The organism is uncultured Thiohalocapsa sp., from assembly GCF_913063425.1.
Taxonomy (GTDB): domain Bacteria; phylum Pseudomonadota; class Gammaproteobacteria; order Chromatiales; family Chromatiaceae; genus Thiohalocapsa.
In genome coordinates, this window is record NZ_CAJXYK010000078.1 from 1 (window position 1) to 15315 (window position 15315).

General features: G+C 65.6%; 14 protein-coding genes and 1 pseudogene. 8 read left to right on the top strand and 7 right to left on the bottom strand.

What is annotated here, in order from left to right:
• Both QZ607_RS24400 and QZ607_RS24405 read left to right on the top strand, forming a co-directional pair.
• A pseudogene (locus tag QZ607_RS24400) lies at positions 1 to 473 on the top strand (hypothetical protein); the annotation flags it as partial.
• 522 nt (positions 474 to 995) lie between these two features.
• Positions 996 to 1778: a PEP-CTERM sorting domain-containing protein gene (locus QZ607_RS24405; protein WP_295888450.1), complete on the top strand. Its 783-nt coding sequence runs from the start codon at positions 996 to 998 to the stop codon at positions 1776 to 1778.
• Between the two features lie 122 nt (positions 1779 to 1900).
• Here QZ607_RS24405 and QZ607_RS24410 read toward each other — a convergent pair whose 3' ends face one another.
• Both QZ607_RS24410 and QZ607_RS24415 read right to left on the bottom strand, forming a co-directional pair.
• Entirely contained in the window at positions 1901 to 2335 is a 435-nt protein-coding gene (locus tag QZ607_RS24410) for a TA system VapC family ribonuclease toxin (protein ID WP_295888452.1), read from the bottom strand.
• 12 nt (positions 2336 to 2347) lie between these two features.
• On the bottom strand, positions 2348 to 2584 hold the full coding sequence (locus QZ607_RS24415; protein WP_295888453.1) for a hypothetical protein: 237 nt from the start codon (positions 2582 to 2584) through the stop codon (positions 2348 to 2350).
• Positions 2585 to 2669: 85 nt separating this feature from the next.
• On the opposite strand from QZ607_RS24415, the gene QZ607_RS24420 reads away from it, so the two are divergent.
• Positions 2670 to 5651, top strand: coding sequence for an alkaline phosphatase family protein (locus tag QZ607_RS24420; RefSeq protein WP_295888455.1), 2982 nt, complete (start codon positions 2670 to 2672; stop codon positions 5649 to 5651).
• On the top strand, positions 5614 to 6204 hold the full coding sequence (locus QZ607_RS24425; protein ID WP_295888475.1) for a DUF2887 domain-containing protein: 591 nt from the start codon (positions 5614 to 5616) through the stop codon (positions 6202 to 6204). The genes QZ607_RS24420 and QZ607_RS24425 overlap by 38 nt, the downstream gene beginning before the upstream one ends.
• A gap of 152 nt (positions 6205 to 6356) precedes the next feature.
• Here the strand turns inward: QZ607_RS24425 and QZ607_RS24430 are convergent, their stop codons facing one another.
• From QZ607_RS24430 to QZ607_RS24440, 3 genes are all read right to left on the bottom strand, one after another.
• Positions 6357 to 6971 carry a hypothetical protein gene (locus tag QZ607_RS24430; protein WP_295888458.1) on the bottom strand — a complete coding sequence of 205 codons (615 nt, stop codon included), beginning with the start codon at positions 6969 to 6971 and terminating at the stop codon, positions 6357 to 6359.
• A 434-nt stretch (positions 6972 to 7405) separates the two neighbouring features.
• Positions 7406 to 8761 (bottom strand): toll/interleukin-1 receptor domain-containing protein, encoded by a 1356-nt coding sequence (locus QZ607_RS24435; protein WP_295888461.1) that lies wholly within the window; start codon positions 8759 to 8761, stop codon positions 7406 to 7408.
• A gap of 25 nt (positions 8762 to 8786) precedes the next feature.
• Positions 8787 to 9653: a hypothetical protein gene (locus tag QZ607_RS24440; RefSeq protein WP_295888464.1), complete on the bottom strand. Its 867-nt coding sequence runs from the start codon at positions 9651 to 9653 to the stop codon at positions 8787 to 8789.
• Between the two features lie 74 nt (positions 9654 to 9727).
• Between QZ607_RS24440 and QZ607_RS24445 the strand changes: the two genes are divergently transcribed.
• Together QZ607_RS24445 and QZ607_RS24450 are read left to right on the top strand one after the other, a co-directional pair.
• The gene (locus QZ607_RS24445) at positions 9728 to 10291 is read left to right on the top strand and encodes a hypothetical protein (protein ID WP_295888466.1); all 564 of its coding nucleotides are present in this window, start codon (positions 9728 to 9730) and stop codon (positions 10289 to 10291) included.
• Positions 10254 to 10844: a DUF2887 domain-containing protein gene (locus QZ607_RS24450; protein WP_295888475.1), complete on the top strand. Its 591-nt coding sequence runs from the start codon at positions 10254 to 10256 to the stop codon at positions 10842 to 10844. Before QZ607_RS24445 ends, QZ607_RS24450 begins: the two co-directional genes overlap by 38 nt.
• A gap of 152 nt (positions 10845 to 10996) precedes the next feature.
• On the opposite strand, the gene QZ607_RS24455 is transcribed toward QZ607_RS24450, so the two are convergent.
• A complete protein-coding gene (locus tag QZ607_RS24455) occupies positions 10997 to 11611 on the bottom strand; it encodes a hypothetical protein (protein WP_295888458.1) in 615 nt (204 codons plus the stop codon).
• A gap of 643 nt (positions 11612 to 12254) precedes the next feature.
• Here QZ607_RS24455 and QZ607_RS24460 point away from each other — a divergent pair.
• A complete protein-coding gene (locus QZ607_RS24460; protein ID WP_295888467.1) occupies positions 12255 to 12572 on the top strand; it encodes a hypothetical protein in 318 nt (105 codons plus the stop codon).
• On the top strand, positions 12536 to 13789 hold the full coding sequence (locus tag QZ607_RS24465) for a hypothetical protein (RefSeq protein ID WP_295888470.1): 1254 nt from the start codon (positions 12536 to 12538) through the stop codon (positions 13787 to 13789). Before QZ607_RS24460 ends, QZ607_RS24465 begins: the two co-directional genes overlap by 37 nt.
• Before the next feature lie 728 nt (positions 13790 to 14517).
• Here the strand turns inward: QZ607_RS24465 and QZ607_RS24470 are convergent.
• The gene (locus tag QZ607_RS24470; protein ID WP_295888472.1) at positions 14518 to 15132 is read right to left on the bottom strand and encodes a hypothetical protein; all 615 of its coding nucleotides are present in this window, start codon (positions 15130 to 15132) and stop codon (positions 14518 to 14520) included.
• Positions 15133 to 15315: the final 183 nt, after the last annotated feature.

A 15315-nucleotide genomic window follows, 5' to 3' on the forward strand; every position in this document is an offset into this window, starting at 1 on the left:
AGCGCGTCTTCAAGCTCGCTCCACTGCGCAAATCAATCTACAGCCTCGGCGACCTGCGCCAACTCATGCACGCCGCCAACGACCGCTACCTCGCCTTCATGGCCTGTCTCGACAACCCCGATGCCGCGCAGCGGGCGCTGGCCAAGATGGCTGCGCCGGCCAAGGTCAAGGGCCGCTCCTACCGCGGTTTCGACCTGTTCCTCGACCCCGACTATCGCCTGTTCCTGACGCTCGCCCGCGGCGAGTGGTCCATCTCCGGCTTCCGCGCCGGCGACCTGCGCGCCCACATCGCGGGGCTCACGCCCGCCCGCGCCTCCTACCTGGTCAAGCGCCTGCGTACCCACGGCCTGATCAAGAAGGTCGCCCACACCTACAAGTACTTCTTCACCAAGCTCGGCCGTCGCGTCGTCGTCACCGCGCTCGTCATCCGTGAGTACTTCGTGCAACCCAGCCTGGTCAGAGCGGCGCTTTGAACTCTTCACCGATTTGTCAAAGATTTTGGAGGTAAGGGACTAAAGGGGCTGATCGAGCGGGGCATCCGCTGCAATCTCAACACGCAGCAGCCGGAGACGCCTTCGATGCGCCGTACCGGCATCGGCGCCGCCGAGGGGCCGCTCGACCTCTGAACACCGTCAGGCGGTCGCCATCGAGATCGGCGCCGCGGTCAGGCCCAGGTGTCAGCTTTTTTTACACCGGTATTTCGCCGCGCCTTGGCGCCAGGGCGGTTCTTGGTGCCTTTACCTGTTCAAAACAGGGGATTGCGCCATACCTGCGCGCCGTGTCGAGATGGCGGTCGAAGATGGCGCTTTTCAGCGCAAGTGTCAAGCATACTTTACAGTTCGGCTCACGCGGGTGGGGGATAACCGGAAGGCTGCGGCATGCGGTCTATTTTTTTATTCAAGAACAGTAGTTTAGGGGGGGGCGAGTGTGGCGCGCGATTTGCTTAACATGCCTGTCCGCGCTACAGCATCAGTACACCCATGAGGAGCCGCATCATGACCGAATCCACCACCCTCGACACCCAACTCGACGCCTACAGCCGCCGCGCCACACGGCGCGGCACGCGCAAGCCCAGCACAAGCGAGGTGCTCGGCTACACCGCCGCCGCCGGCGGGCTCGCCTTTGCCGGCGGGGATGCGCTGGGCGCCATCGTGCACAACACAACGAGCGTCTCGTTTTCCGTGTCTGACGACGGTGGCACCTTCAGCTTCGATATCGACGGGGTTGGTGGCGACGATTTGCAGCTATATCTGTTTGCGTTTGCCAATTCAGCAGGCGCGTCTCACCTCAACGGAGGGCTCGGGGCCACCGTCGCGACCAACAACACCGGAAATAACCCTGCCATCAATCTCGCGCCGGGCTTCGTCGTTGGCACCACGCTCGCCTCGGGCTCCTTTAACGACAACACGGCGTATTGGTATCGGAACTTCGGCACCGTGACCGGCCCTTTCTCCAACAACAGCACCGGTTACCTGGGCCTGCGCTTCGACGGCGACACCGGCACCGTCGGTACGCAGTACGCGTGGGTGAAGGTGCGTTTCGATTTTGCTGCGCCGAAGCTGACGATGAACATCCTGGAATGGGCCTATGACAACAGCGGCGCGCCGATCTGTGTCGGTGACACCGGCAGCGGCTGCGGCGGCACACCCGTGCCGGTCCCCGGCACCCCGCTGCTGACCCTGCTCGGCCTCGGCGCCATGGGCCTCTCGGCCTATCGGCGTCGGCGCGAGGAGGGGCTGCAGCGGCTGGCGGAGGAGCAGGACGCCGCCGCGGCCTGACCCCGGCTGCTGTTCCCGTGAGTGTCCGCGTACTGGGAGCGCCGGCTTTCCAGCCGGCCCGCCCTCGGCGCGGCTCGATGCCGCGCCGAGGGCGTCCCGACCCTAAACTTTTAGGGATGATCTCAACCGAGCACGCTGACCAGATGGCGCGGCTCGGCAGCGGGCACCGCGTGCAGCGGCATGCCGCGATCCAGCGTGACGAGCCGGCCGTCGTGGTGGACTGCCAGGGCGAGCAAATAGAGATCGGTCAACTGGCGGGAGCCCAGCACATGGCGCCAGTCGAGGGTTTCCGTTGCGATGAGGCTGAGGTCATCCGGCCAAAAGGCGTGCCATTGCGTGTCGGTGGCGTCACGCAGACGCCGGGCGATGGACGCCGGCGGCTCGGCACCGGGGTAGGCGGGCTGCGACAGGATGCGTACACAGCCGTTCTGCGTGATCGGGCAGGACGCCCAGCCTTGGGCGATATTTGCTTCCAACCAGGCCCGTGCCGCGCCGTGGTGCTGATGCGCCGCGTCCAGCAGCGCAATCAGGGCATTGACGTCGAGCAGGGCGCGCATCGGACGCCCGGATCAAATGCTCAGATCGTCGCGCAGACGCTCCACGGTCTCGTCGCTGACGACTCGACCGTTGGCAGGCAGGGGGTGGAAACCGTAGAAGCCGGTCTGCTCTGTATCCGCTGCCGCGCCTCGGGTGAGCGCCAGTCGAGCCAGGTCGGAGAGCACCGCGCCGGCGGAGCGACGCTCCCGCCGCGCGCGCTCTTTGACGGCTGCGATGATGTCCGCGTCGATGTCCAGGGTTGTGCGCATGGGCTCGATGGGTGGAGGGTCGCTCGATGCGGTGATGCTAGCGCATCATGCCTCTCGCGGCCAAGGTGACACCGAGGAAAGACCGATGACAAAGAGACTGCTCGTGATCGGCTGGGACGCCGCCGACTGGAAGACCATCGACCGCCTGGTGGACCAGGGCGACATGCCGGTGATGAAGGGCCTGATCGAGCGCGGCACCCGCGGCAACCTGACCACGCTGCATCCGGTGCTCTCGCCGATGCTCTGGACCAGCATCGCCACCGGCAAGCGGCCCTTCAAGCACGGCATCCACGGCTTCGCGGAGCCGGACCCGGCCGGCGGCGCGCGGGCCATCAGCAACCTGGGGCGCAGCACCAAGGCGGTCTGGAACATCCTGAACCAGAACGGCCTGCGCTCCAACGTCATCGGCTGGTGGCCGAGCCATCCGGTGGAGCCCATCAACGGGGTCATGGTCTCGGACATGTATCAGAAGGCGCCCAAAGTGGATCATGGCCCCGGCCAGCCTTGGCCCATGCGCCCGGAGACGGTCTGGCCCGAGCGCCTCGCCGAGCCGCTGGCGGAGTTTCGCGTGCGCCCGGAGGAGATGGGCGCGGATGTGTTGGAGCCCTTCATGCCGAAGCTCCAGGAGATCGACCTGGAGAAGGACAAGCGCCCCATCGGGGTGGCGAAGATCCTCGCCGAGACCGCGAGCATCCAGGCCGCGGCGGACTGGGTGATGGACCGGGAGGAATGGGACTTCATGGCCATCTACCATGACGCCATCGACCACTTCGGCCACGGCTTCATGAAGTACCACCACCCGCGCCAGGACTGGATCCCGGAGCGGGACTTCGAGCTTTACTCGAACATCATCGACATGGGCTACCGGTTCCATGACCTGATGCTCGGGCAGACCCTGAGCAAGATCGACCTCAACGAGACGACGGTCGTGCTCTGCTCCGACCACGGCTTCCACCCGGATCATCTCAGGCCCCGCGCCATCCCCAAGGAGCCCGCCGGCCCCGCCGCCGAGCACCGCGAGCACGGGGTGTTCCTGATCGCCGGCCCCGGCATTAAGCGCGATGCGCTGGTCCACGGCGCGACCCTGCTGGACGTGACGCCGACCGTGCTCACCGTCTTCGGGCTGCCCGTCGGCGAGGACATGGACGGCGAGCCGCTGGTGGAGTGCTTTGAGCAAGACCCGGACGTGCAATGGGTCGAGAGCTGGGACGCCATCGACGGCGACGACGGTCGCCACCCGGAGGGCAAGACCATGCCCGGCGGCGACGACGCGGAGACCATGCAGCAGCTGGTGGACCTGGGCTATATCGAGCGCCCGGACGTGGACAAGTCCGAGGCCCAGCGCCAGACCCAGCGCGAGCTGGATTACAACCTGGCCGAGTCGCTGATGGACGCCGGGCGCTTTGCGCACGCCATCGACATCCTGGAGCGGCTCTGGACCGACTGGCCCATGGAGCACCGCTTCGGGGTCCGATTGGCCTACTGCGCGCAGATGCTGGGCCAGACCGGCTTCCAGCGCCAGATCGTCGAGGCCCTGCTGGAACGGCGCAAGCAGGAGGCCGAGGCCGCCCGTGCCGAGCTCAAGGCCTTCCACGCCGTGCTTAAAGCACGCAAGGCCGAGCGCGGCGAAGACACCGACGACGAGACCGCGCTGGCGCAGGCGGCGGAGGACGAGGCCGAGGCCGAGCGGCTGCGCCAGTCCCTGGAGACGCCGGAGGAGCCGCAGGCCGAGAAGCCGCCGCTGATGTCCGTCAAGGAGCGCGAGCAGTACCTGAACCTGCGCGCCAAGGCCCAGTTCAGCCCCTACTTCATGCACTACCTGCTGGGCAACGTGCTGTTCGACGAGGGCCAGTATGACGAGGCCCTGGCGGTGCTCGCCAAGGCCGAGCAGGCGAGCCCCAAGTCCGTGCGGCTGCTGACGCTGATCGGGCGCGTCTACCTGGAGATGAAGCGCCCGGACGATGCCGAGGCCAGTTTCGGCAAGGTCATCGGCTTCGACCCGCTGCACCCGGATGCGCATCTGGGCCTGACCCGGGTGGCGCTGGCCCGCGGCCAGTATCAGCGCGCCGCCAAGCTGGGCCTCAAGACCGTCGGCCTGCGCTATCACTTCCCGTGGGCGCACCACTATCTGGGCGTCGCGCTGGAGGGGCTGAAGCGCTACCGCCAGGCGTCCCAGGCCTTCGAGGTGGCCGTCTCGCAGAATCCGAACCTGCTGGAGGCCCACCGCCGGCTGGAGCACCTGTACAGCCATGTGCTCGGCGGCTCACCGGCGGCCCGCGCCAAGGCCGAGGAGCACACCCAGGCGATTGCCGAGATCGGCAGCCGCATCGAGCAACACCGCGCCCGGCGCGCCGGCGCCGTGCCCAAGATCGACGGCGGCGCGGATGTGAAGCCCATCGAGCTCGACGATCCGAACGCGCCCAAGCCCGATGACCCGGTGCTGACCCAGGACCCCTGCGAGATCGTCGTCGTCTCCGGCCTGCCCCGCTCCGGTACCAGCATGATGATGCAGATGCTGGAGGCCGGCGGCATCCAACCGCTCACCGACGGCGAGCGCGCCGCCGACGGCGACAACCCCAAGGGCTACTACGAGTACGAGCCCGCCAAGCGCCTGATGACCGACCGCACCTGGCTGCCGGCGGCCGACGGCAAGGCGGTGAAGATCATCGCCCAGCTCTTGCCCTACCTCCCCCCGAAGCCGCACCAGTTCCGCGTCATCTTCATGGAGCGGGACCTGGGCGAGGTGGCCGCGTCCCAGGCGCGGATGCTGGAGAACCTCGACAAGCCCGGCGCCCGGCTGCCGGAGGACAAGCTCAAGCAGGCCTATGCGCAGCAGATCGCCGGGCTGAAGCGGCTCCTGGGCCAGCATGGCAGCGTCGCGACCCTGTGGCTGGACCATGCCGAGGTGCTGGCCGAGCCCGCGAAGATGGCGCGGCGGGTGGCGCTGTTCCTCGGCGACGTGGGCGGCCCGGCGCGCAACCAGCTGCTCGACGAGCAGGCCATGGCCGCGGTGGTGGACCCGAGCCTGCATCGGCAGCGGCGTACCCAGTTGGCGCAGGCGGGTTGAGCAGCGACGGGGCGAGCGGCGCGGTCGCCATGCCCCACCGGATGCGGGCTATCGGCAGGCACCGGACAATCCGTTCGTCGCCGTACTTGCACCGTTGGTGATCGAGCGCGACGAGGAGCTCAAGGCCGAAGTGCCCAAGCTCTGGCGGGCAATCCAGACCGCGCCAATCGCGCAACCAGTGCGTGATCGGCTCGCCGAAGTGCTGCAATTTTGGCTGTTCGAACGTTTCAAATCGCTGACTGCCGAGGAGATCCTAGCGATGATCACCCACCTGACGCCGTTGCAAGAAACCCGTGCCTATCGCGACATCTTCAGCAAGGGCAAGCTCGAAGGAAAGGCCGAGGGCAAGGCCGAGGGCAAGGCTGAGGGCAAAGCCGAAACGTTGCTGCGTCTGTTGCGTCGACGGTTCGGCGCCGTACCGGATTGGGCCGAGCAACGCATTGCCGGCGCCTCCGGCCCGCAGCTCGATACCTGGCTCGACGGGATCTTCGACGCCGATGGCGTCGTCGGGCTGATCGGGCCGGCAGATTCGCCCGCGGACCTGCGAGACTGACGGCGCATGACGTCCGCAGCTCGGCAGCCCGATCGCGGCGGGGTGGTCTGAGTCGGCGAGGGTTTGGGTGGACGGCGCTGTGCCTCACCACCCTCCCATCGATAAGGGCTGACGGCTGTGGGAGCGGCATTCCCCCTGCGGTCTCTGACAGCTCAATCGCGCCGCGGCGCCCGCTGCAGCGTCCGCAGCCCGAGCAGCCCGCCCGCGAGCAGCAGGGCCGTGGCCGGTGCGGGCGCGGGGGTGGGGTCGGTGTACTCGCTGATGTTGAAGGCCTTGAGCTGCGACAAATTGTTGAGGGTGTGGGTCAGGGTATACGTCTGCCCGACGGCGAAATACGGGATGCTGCCCATGTCGAACGTAAACGTGCCGACGCTGCCCATGTCGTTGAGACCGCTGGTGCCGTTGGCCCCGGCGAGCTGGAAGCCGCCGGTGGCGCCAGGGTTACGATGGCCCACGGTGTACTGGTCGATCAGCGTATCGGTGTTGAAGACAATGCTGAAGCTCACGCCATTGACAGACCCGATGGGGTCCAAGAAAATGCCGTCTGCGTCCACATTAATAGAGTCGCCCCCACCTACGCTCAGCGGATCGCCAAAGGTCAGCACGATGCTGCCGTCGGTGGCGGTGTCGCCGTTGTTGAGCTCATTGTCGCTGAAACTCGGGTTGCTGGTGTCGAGCGGCACCAGCGCGGCCCCGGCGGGACCGGCAGCGAGCAGAAACGCAGCAGCGCAGAGCGCACCGCGCAGGCCGTGAGAGACATGGGACATGAGGTTCTCTTCGGGCTTCGCCCGCGTGGATGAAAGGGTAGGGATGGAATCGCTGCTGTGTGATGCCGTGACGCATGGCCTGCGGATTGGCTTACGCCGACATCGGTGGAAACCTTACCCCCCCCCGGCGCCCGGGTCAACGCCTTTTCCCTGACGACGCAGCGGCCATGTGCCGGCGCGAACCGGCGCACCCAGACCTGCCTGCGGCGCTGTGGGCAACCCCCGCCGCTTTTGCCGCGCCGCCTCGCGCAATGCCCTAATACGGGGACTAATACACGGACGGTATATTGATCGCGAGCGATCTTCGGTGGGTTGATGACGCCTTTGGTGACGGTGTACTGGCCTGTCGGGACCTCAGGCCAGCCGCAGGCGTGCTGCCGAGCCTGCCCGCCCGATCATTGAGGTTACTGTCCCCGTTTTTGCGTCAGGATTTTTTACAGTCGTCGGATCATGATATCGCCGAAGCGGGATTTCAGTGCATGGATGTGCAAACCGATCTCGCCACTCAGAAACCAACCGAACAGGCCGGCCAGCAAGGCCGCACAGAGCGCTAGGATGCGCTGCTTATAGTCCGGCAGTTCGGGCGGGGCGAACGTGAAAACCCCGATCACAAATACCAGGAGCAGGCCGCCAAAGACCCAGGTTCCCAAGGATTGCTGCATGGACGGCAGCGCGGTCGCCGGCGGATCTCCCGACGGCCCCGGGGTCCCGCCGTCAAGGCCGTTGGCCTCACCGCCCTGGTATGGCTCGGCCCGTGATTGGGGTACCGTTGAAACGGAACCACGTGCGGGGGCTCCCGCAGAGAGGTTGTCGCGCAACGCCAGAGCAAGATCATGCAGCACCCTCTCCTGTTCCGGCTCGGTGAAGCCGGCGAGGGGGTTGTCCGGGGAATTGAATGCCTGAAAACGACCCAACGGGGAGTCGCTGAATAGGCAATGGCCGAGAATGACAGGCAAGATGCGGGTTCCGCGCTGCTCTGCCGCCTGAAGTAGCGCCGGAATCTCTCGGTCTTGGATGAAAGCCGATGCCAGGAAGTCGGCGCTGACAAGCATCACCGCGATGCCTGCGGCATCCAACGCCCGCTCGATCTCCTGCCGCCACTGGTCGCCCGGACGAATGCGGGTGTCGTCCCACAAATCGATTCGCCCTTCGCGAATCAGAGGCTTGAGATTGACTTGCAGGCGCTCAAGCCATCGACGGTCTTTATGGCTGTAGCTGATGAAAACCGTCGCCGGCGCAGGATGAGTGGTGGACATGGCTACAGGTCTATCGATAGGGCTTGCGGAAGTTGGCGTTGCGCCGCGCGGACGCGGTGCGGTCCCTGGCTCAACATTTTCGGCATGCTGTCGCGGCTCGTCGATAGCCTCGCACTCTGCGATCAGCGCATCCATGCCCAACAGCGCGGGATGCCATTCGAGGCCCATGCCATCGGCGGTGGCCTGCTTGCGACCAGGGCAGTCGTCGATGAAGGATGAAAAAGCGCCAGCAAGCTCATCAGACCAGACGAAGTGGTCGGCGGGCAAGGTTGCGAGGGCATCCGGGCTCGGCGGTTCGTTGGATGCCCCGTGGAGCAGGGTGCGGTAGAAGTCCGGGCGCACCGCGCGGGGTGCCTCACCGCTGCGGTGTTCGTAGGCAGTGAGGTAGGCTTCGCCCCATTCCTGTATGTTGGTCAACAGGTAGCGAAAGTTGGCGCAGGAAAGACCGGTGACCAGGCAGGCATAGCGCAGCGGAACGCGCTGGCGCGGAAGCCCGCGCGTTTCATCGGTGATGGCGAGGGTTGGGATGGGCACGCTGCCTTGCGTTTGGAGGTGATGCCTACCGCACCACGTCGTCGATGCTGTTCTCGGTCAGGATGCGCCCGGACCAACGCAGCAAGGTGTCTGCGTCTGCCTGCTCGATACGCCTTTTTGCCTCGTCGGTCAGGGGGCCGAAACGCTGCTCCAAGAGGTGCAGCACAACCGCAGCTTCGCCTTGCTGTATGCCTTCGTTGCGAAAGCGGGTGGAAAACGACTGCATAGTCTTCGCCTCCTCGGGATAGTCGCGTTGATACTGCTCGTGCTCGGCCTCGGTCAGGTCGGCGTAGATGTCGATGAAATCGGCGTATTTGAGGCGCCTTTCGGGGTCGGGTTCCAACTCCATGAGGCCACGGGTTGCGGACGCGTAGACCGCGACGCGCTCGCTGCGACCATAGCGCATGTTGGGCAGGTTCAGCCGTGCAACCAGGTTGTCGCTGTCTCGCCAGTCCTCCCATGGCAGGGCATTGAGGGTGCGGGCCAAGTAGCGGAAGTTCAGGAATTGGCACCGGTCTCCGCCCAAGGTCAGCGACTCGGGTCGCTCACCCCCGCGCAGGAAGATTCCCACCGGCACGACCCGGTCGGTATCGAACAGCTCCGACAGGTCGAGGCAGTAGTGGGCGAACCGGTGGATCGAGAAGCGATGGGTCTTGCTCTCCTCCTCGAAGACAAAGAGGATCGCTGCGCGTCTTCCATCCGGCCATTCCAGCAACAGCGGCACATCAAGCTCGCGAAACCGCTCGCCGAGCCGTTCCTTGAGCTGTTCTTCCCGTATCGGGATGATGCGAACCTGCCGATCGACCTCCGCTGCCTCAGCTGTCGCAAAGAATTGGACCGACTCGTGGGGATAGTCGATGATCAGGTTCTTGAAGTTCTGGTCGTGGGACAACGGAGCCTCTCGCGCGTGGATCGAACGCCAGCATACCTGCGACCGACTGGGCTGCAAAGACAGTCTGCGCATTCATGATGCAGATGCTGGAGGCCGGCGGCATCCAACCGCTCACCGACGGCGAGCGCGCCGCCGACGGCGACAACCCCAAGGGCTACTACGAGTACGAGCCCGCCAAGCGCCTGATGACCGACCGCACCTGGCTGCCGGCGGCCGACGGCAAGGCGGTGAAGATCATCGCCCAGCTCTTGCCCTACCTCCCCCCGAAGCCGCACCAGTTCCGCGTCATCTTCATGGAGCGGGACCTGGGCGAGGTGGCCGCGTCCCAGGCGCGGATGCTGGAGAACCTCGACAAGCCCGGCGCCCGGCTGCCGGAGGACAAGCTCAAGCAGGCCTATGCGCAGCAGATCGCCGGGCTGAAGCGGCTCCTGGGCCAGCATGGCAGCGTCGCGACCCTGTGGCTGGACCATGCCGAGGTGCTGGCCGAGCCCGCGAAGATGGCGCGGCGGGTGGCGCTGTTCCTCGGCGACGTGGGCGGCCCGGCGCGCAACCAGCTGCTCGACGAGCAGGCCATGGCCGCGGTGGTGGACCCGAGCCTGCATCGGCAGCGGCGTACCCAGTTGGCGCAGGCGGGTTGAGCAGCGACGGGGCGAGCGGCGCGGTCGCCATGCCCCACCGGATGCGGGCTATCGGCAGGCACCGGACAATCCGTTCGTCGCCGTACTTGCACCGTTGGTGATCGAGCGCGACGAGGAGCTCAAGGCCGAAGTGCCCAAGCTCTGGCGGGCAATCCAGACCGCGCCAATCGCGCAACCAGTGCGTGATCGGCTCGCCGAAGTGCTGCAATTTTGGCTGTTCGAACGTTTCAAATCGCTGACTGCCGAGGAGATCCTAGCGATGATCACCCACCTGACGCCGTTGCAAGAAACCCGTGCCTATCGCGACATCTTCAGCAAGGGCAAGCTCGAAGGAAAGGCCGAGGGCAAGGCCGAGGGCAAGGCTGAGGGCAAAGCCGAAACGTTGCTGCGTCTGTTGCGTCGACGGTTCGGCGCCGTACCGGATTGGGCCGAGCAACGCATTGCCGGCGCCTCCGGCCCGCAGCTCGATACCTGGCTCGACGGGATCTTCGACGCCGATGGCGTCGTCGGGCTGATCGGGCCGGCAGATTCGCCCGCGGACCTGCGAGACTGACGGCGCATGACGTCCGCAGCTCGGCAGCCCGATCGCGGCGGGGTGGTCTGAGTCGGCGAGGGTTTGGGTGGACGGCGCTGTGCCTCACCACCCTCCCATCGATAAGGGCTGACGGCTGTGGGAGCGGCATTCCCCCTGCGGTCTCTGACAGCTCAATCGCGCCGCGGCGCCCGCTGCAGCGTCCGCAGCCCGAGCAGCCCGCCCGCGAGCAGCAGGGCCGTGGCCGGTGCGGGCGCGGGGGTGGGGTCGGTGTACTCGCTGATGTTGAAGGCCTTGAGCTGCGACAAATTGTTGAGGGTGTGGGTCAGGGTATACGTCTGCCCGACGGCGAAATACGGGATGCTGCCCATGTCGAACGTAAACGTGCCGACGCTGCCCATGTCGTTGAGACCGCTGGTGCCGTTGGCCCCGGCGAGCTGGAAGCCGCCGGTGGCGCCAGGGTTACGATGGCCCACGGTGTACTGGTCGATCAGCGTATCGGTGTTGAAGACAATGCTGAAGCTCACGCCATTGACAGACCCGATGGGGTCCAAGAAAATGCCGTCTGCGTCCACATTAATAGAGTCGCCCCCACCTACGCTCAGCGGATCGCCAAAGGTCAGCACGATGCTGCCGTCGGTGGCGGTGTCGCCGTTGTTGAGCTCATTGTCGCTGAAACTCGGGTTGCTGGTGTCGAGCGGCACCAGCGCGGCCCCGGCGGGACCGGCAGCGAGCAGAAACGCAGCAGCGCAGAGCGCACCGCGCAGGCCGTGAGAGACATGGGACATGAGGTTCTCTTCGGGCTTCGCCCGCGTGGATGAAAGGGTAGGGATGGAATCGCTGCTGTGTGATGCCGTGACGCATGGCCTGCGGATTGGCTTACGCCGACATCGGTGGAAACCTTACCCCCCCCCGGCGCCCGGGTCAACGCCTTTTCCCTGACGACGCAGCGGCCATGTGCCGGCGCGAACCGGCGCACCCAGACCTGCCTGCGGCGCTGTGGGCAACCCCCGCCGCTTTTGCCGCGCCGCCTCGCGCAATGCCCTAATACGGGGACTAATACACGGACGGTATATTGATCTCGAGCGATCTTCGGTGGGTTGATGACGCCTTTGGTGACGGTGTACTGGCCTGTCGGGACCTCAGGCCGGCCGAAGGCGTGCTGCCGGGCCTGCCCGCCCGATCATTGAGGTTACTGTCCCCGTTTTTGCGTCAGGATTTTTTACAGTCGTCCCCGCATGAACTGCCGGCTGAAAGACAGCCCCTACCATCGGTCGCTTGCGCAAAGAAAAATCTTCATACAGGGCACCAGGATGGCGAGTTCTCCCTGGCGTGCACGATCTGTTGGCGCTTTAATTGCTTAGCGCATCCCCGATCAGGGAGTGCCTCATCCCCTGTTAGAGTCCGCCAACAACCGAGCTCCAACACGCCATGACCACAGCCCTCATCCGCTGCCTTCGCCCCCTGACTGCCGCCGCAACCGTCAGCCTCGGCCTCACCGCCTTACCAATGGCGCTGCATGCAGCGCTGATCGACATCACGTCGCCCCAGACCGTCCCGCAAAGTATCGGCGACGGGGACTCGTTGCGGGTCAGTGCACCTGACGGCTCCATTGTCACCAACGGTAATGCGGTGACCGCGACCGGCGCGATCACCATTGGGGCTTCGAGAACCAAGGCACCGTCACCTCCAACGACACCACGGCTGTCTTCATGGACCAAGGGGTCACCATTACCGGCGGTATCTTGAACAGCGGCACCATCAATGGGGTCAATCCCGGTGTCAACGCCGCCGGCATCGACCTCGTCGACGTGACGGTGAACGGTGCGATCCGCAACGCCGGGACCATCAACTCTGACTCCGACGGGATTTATGCCGACGCAAGCTCAAATATCGTCGGCGGCATCGTCAATGAGGACGGCGCGCAGATCAACGCGGCCCTCAGCGACGGCATCGACATCGATAACAACAGCGTCGTCGCGTCCGTCACCAACGCCGGCACCATCACGGTGAACGACAACGGCATCGAGATCGGCGGGGGCGGCAGCGTCAGCGGAAACGTCGTGAACAGCGGCACCATTCAGGCATCAAACGATGGCGTTGTACTCAGTTCCGGCACAATCACCGGTGAGCTTCGCAACAGTGGGTCCATCATTGGTGACCAGGACGGCATCTACGTCGACGACAGCTCCGAGATCCAGGGCGGCATCATCAACGAGGCCGGCGCCGAGATCGTCTCCTCCGACGCCGACGGCATCGACCTCAACAACAGCAGTACCCTTGCGTCCATCACCAACGCCGGCACCATCACGGCCGGCGACAACGGCATCGAGATCGGCTTCGGCTCGAGCGTCGGGTCGATCACCAACACGGGCACCATCACGGGCGACGATGCCTCCATCGATGTGACCGAATCCTCCGTGGTGCAGAACGGCATCGACAACAGCGGCACCCTGACCGGCCAGCTTGACGTGGCGGGTACCGACGGCAGCAGCGACGGCATCGACCTCGCCAACAGCGGCAGCATCGACATCGGCACCGTCGCGTCGTTGCTCAGCGGCGATTTCAGCCAGACCGGCTCGGGTGTGCTCGCGATGACGGTATTGGCCTTCGGCGACTACACGGCGGCGCCGTTCGCCATCGCAGGGGATGCGGACATCGACGGCGAGCTGCTGCTTGGGTTCGATGCGGGCTTCGTCTTCTCGCCGTTGTCTCGCCTCACGCTGCTGGAGATCGGCGGCAGCCGGACGGGACTCTTCAGCAACTATGCCGACGGCGGCCTGGTCGCGAGCTTCGGCAGCCGTTCACACATGTTCATCGACTACACGGACGAAGGCGACATCGAGCTCTACACCACGCCGCTGCCCGGCACCGCGGCCCTGATCGGCCTTGGCCTGCTCGGCTGGCGCCTCGGCAGCAGCCGGCGCGCCGGCCGGCCGGAGCGCCGGGCGTCGAGCGCTGCCTGAGGGCTTCTGTCTGGCGGCGCGGCGCGGAGCGCCGGGAGACGGGTGACACCGCGGAGCCCGGCCGGCGTGAAGGCCGGCGTGCCGGCCGAAGTGTTGACCTCCAGGTCAACACGCCAACCTCCCATCACACGCGCCCGCTAGCCCGACGCGCACCCGTTCGCACAACCGCGCGCAGCGTCGGCCGGAGGCCGGAGGCCGACGCTGCGCAAAGAACTGCCGCGCTCGCCACGAAAAAGATCTTTTATATCAGATCCATGTGATCAACTGCCCGGCGCCTTGCAGCCCGCATGCCGGCCGGTTTGCTGGCCGCTTGCCCATCGGCGCCCCCTGTGCGGCAGTGCGCCTGCAACTCCCCCACTTGGTCAATCCCGGGACATCTGCACGAACACCAACGGCAACGGAGCAGACATGCCCATCTCCGAAGCCAGCATCCTCGACTGGGTGAATCGCGGCCGGGTGCAGGACCCAGTGGTGCGCGCCGGCATCCGCCAGCGCCTTGGGCGAGGTGGCCGCCTCCCAGGCGCGGATGCTGGAGAACCTCCGGGTTAATGCGGGGACGGTATATTGATCTCGACCAATCTTCGGTGGGTTGGCGATTCAATTGGTAGAGGGTGTACCGACCTGTCGGGGCGTCAGGCCGGTCGAAGAGGGGCTTCCGAGCCTACCCGCCCGACCATTGGGGTTGCCGTCACCGTTTTTTCGGCAGCCCGGCATGCTGCGGCTGCGCGCTACCGCGGCGCCATGCCGTGCCGGGTCGCGTCCCAAACCGGTACCCGGAGCAACGCTGCGATGCTCGTGGCGTCTTCGCGCATCTGGGCGAGGTCGTCGTGGGCGAGGACTTCGATCCGCTTGGCATCGTGCAGCACCAGGTTGAGCTCGTACTGGGCGTAGCCCCCACCGACGTCTGCGTAGCCCGTGTACTCGCGCACATGCTTGTAGAGCAGCTGGATTGCATGGATCTCCTGCAATCGACACCAGGTCCGACGTCGCCCGGTCTCCGTTACTGACGCCTGGGGCATTTCCCAGCCCTTCCAATACCAGCCACTGGTTTTGTCGAACACCTTGGGCGGCAGCCGCCGGTAGGCAATCCATAGGCCGGGTACAAGGAACAGCAGGCAGGCCGGCGAGCCGGAGAGCAGCATGCCGGTGCCGATGGTCGTGAAGACAGCCGGCTTGACCAATCCGGCCGGCGTGACCCGAAGCTCGATCCGGTCCGGAGAAACGCGGTGCGAACGGTGCCTGCCGATGAGGTTGCCCTCGTGCAGCAGCGTCCATTCGGTGTTTTCGGCGACCGGGTCTTCGAAGCAGGATGCATCGAACCCGTTGCGTGGGGCAAAGATCAATGCAACACCCTGCTTGATGCGGTCGATGATGATGGGATGCCCTCCCGGATGCTGCCGACGGTCAGGCAGCGCGCTCTACAATCCGGCGACGGCAGACTGGTCTTGTCCCATGTTTGACATGCTGCTGACAAAATAGCTTTGTAAACAGTATGTTAGACGTACACAGAAGGCGGTTATGGCACT

What these genes read in the sequence shown, in the direction of transcription:
- QZ607_RS24405 (WP_295888450.1), top strand. Translation starts at nt 996, where the DNA reads ATGACCGAATCCACCACCCTCGACACCCAACTCGACGCCTACAGCCGC.
- QZ607_RS24410 (WP_295888452.1), bottom strand. Translation starts at nt 2,335, where the DNA reads ATGCGCGCCCTGCTCGACGTCAATGCCCTGATTGCGCTGCTGGACGCG.
- QZ607_RS24415 (WP_295888453.1), bottom strand. Translation starts at nt 2,584, where the DNA reads ATGCGCACAACCCTGGACATCGACGCGGACATCATCGCAGCCGTCAAA.
- QZ607_RS24420 (WP_295888455.1), top strand. Translation starts at nt 2,670, where the DNA reads ATGACAAAGAGACTGCTCGTGATCGGCTGGGACGCCGCCGACTGGAAG.
- QZ607_RS24430 (WP_295888458.1), bottom strand. Translation starts at nt 6,971, where the DNA reads ATGTCCCATGTCTCTCACGGCCTGCGCGGTGCGCTCTGCGCTGCTGCG.
- QZ607_RS24445 (WP_295888466.1), top strand. Translation starts at nt 9,728, where the DNA reads ATGATGCAGATGCTGGAGGCCGGCGGCATCCAACCGCTCACCGACGGC.
- QZ607_RS24455 (WP_295888458.1), bottom strand. Translation starts at nt 11,611, where the DNA reads ATGTCCCATGTCTCTCACGGCCTGCGCGGTGCGCTCTGCGCTGCTGCG.
- QZ607_RS24460 (WP_295888467.1), top strand. Translation starts at nt 12,255, where the DNA reads ATGACCACAGCCCTCATCCGCTGCCTTCGCCCCCTGACTGCCGCCGCA.
- QZ607_RS24465 (WP_295888470.1), top strand. Translation starts at nt 12,536, where the DNA reads ATGGACCAAGGGGTCACCATTACCGGCGGTATCTTGAACAGCGGCACC.